We start from the raw sequence: 6,000 nt of genomic DNA on the forward strand, positions 1-6,000 counted from the left end.
ATCTGGCTTGCCGCGCCACCGGCGTCCTCCGACCGGCCGAACTGCCCCCATCCCGGCTCCACGTGCCCGCCCCAACCCAAACACACCTCCACGCATCAGCCACCGTGCCCGCCCGTTCCCCCGCACGTGACCTTGCCGACCCGGCCACCACACGGGTGGTGCCCGGCACCGCCGAACCCACCCGCGCCCACCCCACCCGCACCCGCGCCGGCCGCGCTCCCCTTGCCGCCTGCCGAGCCATCCCGGCCACCCGTACTCATCCGGACACCACCGGCGACCACACAATCGCCCCCACCAACGACGATCACCACCCCGGCCCCACCAACCACCACCCCGCCACGCCGCCAGGTCACGAGCTCACCAGCACCCGCAGCGGCCCCGCTACGACACACCAAGGAGAAACGCGGCTGGTCACTCACCGCGCTGCTCGTCGTCATCGCCGCGGGCGCGGCCGCTGCCCGCGCGGCCCGGCGCCGTTGACGTGACGTGCGGAGCCGCCAATTGGCCAATCCTTGCCTACCCACGGTCTAATTTCGATCGTATCGTTACTCCATCGGAGTGATGACCATTGATCGCAACGAGTGGAACTGGTCCTCGTGTGGCCGTTAGGGTCTTCGGACTCTTGTAGTGCGATTGGCCCCGGTGTTTCGCTGACATCGCGAATTGATGACAATTCAGCCGGCTTGTCCGACCCAGTTTCACACCTCGAGGTGTGCGGTTCTCGTGCGAGGGAATGTCATGTGCCGACTGTTCGGGATGACCACCGGAGGGCCGCGGGTTCAGGCTTCGTTCTGGCTGCTCGACTCGTTGACGAACTTCAGTGGGTTGTCCCGGGAGCAGCCGGACGGGTGCGGGCTGGGCTGGTTCTCGATGGGCGACGAGCCGGTACGGGACCGGGCGCCGATAGCCGCATTCCAGAACGACGACTTCGCGCACGAGGCCCGGCAGATCATCTCGCACACGTTCCTGAGCCACATCCGGTATGCCACCACCGGTGTGATTGACGTGCACAACTGCCATCCCTTCGATATCAGTGACCGGTTGTTCGCGCACAACGGCCTGGTCCAGGGTCTCGAGGTCATCGACTCGTGGCTGACGGACGTCGACCGGGCCCCCATCGAGGGCAAGACCGACTCGGAGCTGGTCTTCGCGTTCATCACGGCCGAGATCAAGCGGTTCGGGGACACCACCCGGGGGTTGGTGTCAGCCGTGCAGAGAATGGGCGCGGAAATTCCGATCTTTTCGCTCAACCTGCTGCTGGCCGAGCCACGCCGGCTGTGGGCGTTGCGTTATCCCGACACCAGGGAACTGTGGGTGCTCACCCCGGCCGGAGGTGGATTCGGTCAGCACCGGCGTCTGGACTCGGAGTCGGCGCACCTCCAGATCGACACCATGAGCAAGCGAATCCCCGCTCATGTGGTGTCCAGCCAGCCGCTGGACGACGACCCGGACTGGCGGCTGCTGGCCCCCGGCGAGCTGCTGGTCATCGACGGCCTCGATGCCCATTCGCTGTTTCCGTTCGACGAACCGGCCCACCGGCTGCGGTATGAGGACCTGGTCGGAACCGCCGCTCTGGCGATGCACCCCGTGAGCTCACCGAGCTGATCACCCCATTCCGAGGAGTGTCCATGACGCGCACCCTGCCCATCAGCGACCAGGACTTCGAGCTCCAGCGCACCGCATACACTGACGAGGACCGCCATGCCATTCTGGACAGGCTGGCCGACCATCTCGACGAGAAGGCCAGCAAGTTCCTCGGCTACCAGGTCAACCAGGCGGTGACGGGCACGGACATCCTGAGCCGGTTCCTGCCCATGCACCTGAACAACGCGGGCGATCCCTTCGTCGACAGCAACGTCGGAACACATACCCGCTGGCTCGAACGTGCCGTCCTCGACTACTACGCACGGCTGTGGCACGCCCGGATCCCCGAGGACCGCGCCGATCCGGAACCGGACGACTACTGGGGATACGTCCTGTCCATGGGCAGCACGGAGGGAAACCTCTACGCACTGTGGAACGCCCGCGACTACCTCGACGGCAACGCCCTCGTCAGCGACCAGGAATCAGGCAACCGGACCACCTACGTCAAGGCGGTCCATCCGGCGGACGATCCCGACGCCTACACGCCGGTCGCCTTCTTCTCCGAGGACACCCACTACTCGCACATCAAGGGCATGCGGGTGCTCGACATACCGACGTTCTTCGACCTGGGCGCGGACCGCTACCCGGGACAGTGCCCGCTGCCGGTGACCGGGCGATCGGTCGGCGGATGGCCGGCCGGGGTACCGTCCAGCGGGGGTGACGACGGGCCGGGCTCGGTCGACGTGGACGCGTTGTGCACGCTCGTCGAGTTCTTCGCCGCCCATGGACATCCCATTCTGATCTGTTTCAACGCCGGCACCACGATCAAGGGCGCGTGCGACGACGTGGCGACGGCCTGCGAGCGGCTTCAACCGATCTTCGCCCGGTACGGGTTGGACCGCAGAAAGGTCCGTTACGATCCCGACGACCCCGACAAGTACGACATCCGCCAGGGCTACTGGGTGCACGTCGACGCCGCCCTCGGCGGGACCTACCTCCCCTATCTGGAGCAGGCGTACCGGCTCGGGCGTATCCAGACCGGCCCGCCCGTGTTCGACTTCCGGGTACCGCAGGTCTCCTCGATCGTGACCAGCGGCCACAAATATCCCGGCGCTCCGTTCCCCACCGGCGTGTTCCTCACCAAGTCCAGTCACCAGCTGCGTCCACCCAGCGACCCCGCCTACATCTCGTCCCCGGACACCACGTTCGCCGGCTCACGGAGCGCTCTGTCCAGCGTGGTCATGTGGAACTACCTGGCCCAGTTCTCCGAGGAGGACCACGTCGACACCGCCGTTCGCGCGGTCGCCCTCGCCGACTACGCCGCCGCCCGGCTCCGCGGGTTGAGCGACGACCTCGTGGCGCGCGCCGAACCGGGCGCGGACAACGGCATCCACGTCGGTCACACCGGGCAGTCCCTCAGCGTCTGGTTCCGCCAGCCGCGCCGGGAGATCGTGGCCAAGTACTCCCTGTCCTGTTTCCCGCTCAATCCTGGGGGCATCCGGACCGACTTCTGCCACATCTACACCATGCCCCACGTCACCCGGGAACTCGTGGACGAGCTCATCGCCGATCTCTACGAGCCCGGCGCGTTCGACCGCACCAGCGACCATCAAGCACCATCACTGTTCGCCGGAATCGCGTGACAGCGTCGGGTCGAACCTGCCGAACACCCAGGTGCCGGGCGAGGTCGGATCGTCACCGACCCAGAACTCGACCCAGAGCGCGGTGAACTCCGTCCGGGAGAGGTGACCGTCCCCGTCGAGGTCGAGCCGGGAAAAGATCGCGTCGGTGTCCACCGCGCGGCCGTTCCAGGTTTCGATGAGCTGGCGGTACTCTTCCGCCGAAATGAGGTCATCGCCGTTCTCGTCCACCGCCTCGAACATCGCGGCCGCGGTGGCCTCGACGGCGTCGAGCATGCCCGGCAGCCGGTCGACGACGAGGAGCACCTCGTCGAGTGTGGCCTTGTCGTCCCGGTCGCGATCGGAGGCGGCCAGCAGCGTCTCCCACCAGCCCATCATGATCCCGGTCAGCTTGGCATGGTCGGGGTCACCCGGCGCGAGGTCCCGAACGGCGGTCCACCGCTCGGCAAGCGCCTGGAAGTCCTCCTTTTCGAGGAACCCGTCGCCATCCACATCCATCGCGTCGAAAACCCCGGCAACCTTGCGCCGCTGTAGTTCACTGGCCATGCCCACCCAACGATGTGGAAGGTAACCGGTAATGCCCCAGCCCGATCCCGCCGACCTGACCCTGGAGCAGAAGGCCGCGCTGCTGTCCGGGCGGGACTTCTGGTCCACCAAGCCGATCGAGGAGGCGGGTGTCCCCTTGATCGTGCTCATCGACGGGCCGCACGGGCTGCGCCGCCAGGACGGGGACCACTACCAGCCGGCCCTGTCCGGCAGCGTGCCGGCCACCTGCTTCCCACCCGCGGTCGCGGTCGGGTCGAGCTGGGATCCGGAGGTGGCCGCCCGGATCGGTGCCGCCATCGGCCGGGAGGCCCGGGCGGCCGGGGTCGCCGTGGTGCTCGGGCCGGGCGTGAACATCAAGCGGTCACCGTTGTGCGGCCGCAACTTCGAGTACTACTCGGAGGATCCGCTGCTGGCCGGCGCGCTCGGCACCGCGTACGTGCGCGCGATGCAGGCGCAGGGCGTGGGCACGTCGGTGAAGCACTTCGCCGCCAACAACCAGGAAACCGAACGGATGAGCGTCAGCGCCGACGTCGACGAGCGGACCCTGCGTGAGATCTACCTGCCCGCCTTCGAGCGCATCGTGACCGAGGCGCACCCGGCGACGGTGATGTGCTCGTACAACCGGGTCAACGGCGTGCACGCCTCGCAGAACCACTGGCTGCTCACCAAGATTCTGCGCGACGACTGGGGCTTCGGCGGCGTCGTCGTGTCGGACTGGGGCGCGGTGCACGACCGGGTCGCCGCGCTGGCCGCCGGGCTGGACCTGGAGATGCCCGGCACGGACGGGACCACCGACGCCGAGATCGTGCGCGCCGTCCGGGCCGGCGAGCTGGACGAGGCCGTGCTCGATCGCAGCGTGCGCCGGGTCCTCGCCCTCACCGAACGGTCCTCCCCCGCGACCGGCGACCTCGACGCCGGCGAGCACCAGGCGCTGGCCCGGCACCTCGCCGCGGAATGCGCTGTGCTGCTGAAGAACGACCACGAGACCCTGCCGCTCACCGCGGACGCGGCCGTCGCCGTGGTCGGCCCGTTCGCCACCGAACCGCGGTTCCAAGGCGGCGGCAGCTCCCGCGTCAACCCCACCCGCGTGGACACCGCGCTGGACGCCATCCGCGCGTTGGGCACGACCGTCACCCACGCCCGGGACCTCGACGACGGCGCCGTGGCCGCCGCGCGGGCGGCCGACGTCACCGTGGTGTTCGCCGGGCTCCCCGAGCTGGCGGAGTCCGAGGGCTACGACCGCACCACCCTCGACCTGCCCGCCGATCAGACCGAGCTGATCCGCGCGGTCGCCGCCGCCAGCCGCCGGACCGTGGTCGTGCTCTCCCACGGCGGCGTGGTGTCGCTGGAAGGCTGGCACGACGACGTCGACGCCATCCTCGACGGCCACCTGCTCGGCCAGGCCGGCGGCGCCGCGATCGCCGATCTGCTCTTCGGGCTCGCCAACCCCTCCGGCCACCTCGCCGAGACCATTCCACTGCGCCTGCAGGACAACCCCAGCTACATCAACTTTCCCGGCGAGCAGGGCCACGTCCGCTACGGCGAGGGAGTCATGGTCGGCTACCGCTACCACACCACCGCCGAGGTCCCGGTCCGCTACCCGTTCGGCCACGGCCTGACCTACACCACCTTCGACACCACCGACCTCACCGTCACGGTCACCGGCGACGACACCGCCACCGCCACGGTCACCGTCAGCAACACCGGACCCCGACCCGGCAAGCACGTCGTCCAGCTCTACGTCGCCACCACCGCGGGCCCGGTCCGCCGCCCCGCCCGCGAACTGCGCGCGTTCACCAAGATCTCCCTCAACCCCAACGAGTCCCGCCGCGTGGAACTCACGCTGGATCGCCGCGCCTTCGCCTACTACGACATCTCACTCGCCGCCTGGACCGTCGCCCCCGGCGCCTACACCATCCACATAGGACACAGCGCGACCGACATCGTCGCCACCCACACCGTCACCCTCACCGGCGACGTGACGAACCACGCCCTGTCCCTGGACTCCGCGGTCGGCGACTGGTTCAACCACCCCGTCATCGGCCCGATCTTCCTGGAGAGGCTCCTCGCCGGGGTGACCGACGAGCAGGCCCAGCAGGCCCAGGACAACCCCGACTGGATCCGCATGGTCGACTCCCTCCCCATGCGCCAGTTCGCCACCTTCCTCACCACCGCCGGCGCCACCCTCCCCGCTGAACTCCTCACAGACCTGATCGACCTGAGCCGAACC

4 protein-coding genes are annotated in these 6,000 nt (G+C 68.7%); 3 read left to right on the forward strand and 1 reads right to left on the reverse strand.

Going from position 1 to position 6,000, the window contains the following annotated elements; translation table 11 throughout:
* Positions 1-738: 738 nt before the first annotated feature.
* Both VGR06_RS05600 and VGR06_RS05605 read left to right on the forward strand, forming a co-directional pair.
* Positions 739-1,605, forward strand: a complete 867-nt coding sequence (locus tag VGR06_RS05600; RefSeq protein ID WP_327557874.1) for a class II glutamine amidotransferase — start codon at positions 739-741, stop codon at positions 1,603-1,605.
* Between the two features lie 23 nt (positions 1,606-1,628).
* Positions 1,629-3,227 carry a pyridoxal-dependent decarboxylase gene (locus tag VGR06_RS05605; protein ID WP_327557875.1) on the forward strand — a complete coding sequence of 533 codons (1,599 nt, stop codon included), beginning with the start codon at positions 1,629-1,631 and terminating at the stop codon, positions 3,225-3,227.
* Here VGR06_RS05605 and VGR06_RS05610 read toward each other — a convergent pair.
* Complete coding sequence (locus VGR06_RS05610) at positions 3,204-3,770, reverse strand: EF-hand domain-containing protein (protein ID WP_327557876.1); 567 nt, start codon at positions 3,768-3,770, stop codon at positions 3,204-3,206. The genes VGR06_RS05605 and VGR06_RS05610 overlap by 24 nt on opposite strands.
* A 31-nt stretch (positions 3,771-3,801) precedes the next feature.
* On the opposite strand from VGR06_RS05610, the gene VGR06_RS05615 reads away from it, so the two are divergent.
* The coding region (locus VGR06_RS05615) for a glycoside hydrolase family 3 C-terminal domain-containing protein (protein WP_327557877.1) at positions 3,802-6,000 on the forward strand (2,199 nt) is incomplete at its 3' end.

The organism is Actinophytocola sp., assembly GCF_036002505.1.
In the GTDB taxonomy this organism is placed as follows: Bacteria; Actinomycetota; Actinomycetes; order Mycobacteriales; family Pseudonocardiaceae; genus DASYTH01.

Excerpts from the sequence above, each read along its gene's own strand:
- VGR06_RS05600 (WP_327557874.1), top strand. The coding sequence starts at position 739 with ATGTGCCGACTGTTCGGGATGACCACCGGAGGGCCGCGGGTTCAGGCT.
- VGR06_RS05610 (WP_327557876.1), bottom strand. The coding sequence starts at position 3,770 with ATGGCCAGTGAACTACAGCGGCGCAAGGTTGCCGGGGTTTTCGACGCG.
- VGR06_RS05605 (WP_327557875.1), top strand. The coding sequence starts at position 1,629 with ATGACGCGCACCCTGCCCATCAGCGACCAGGACTTCGAGCTCCAGCGC.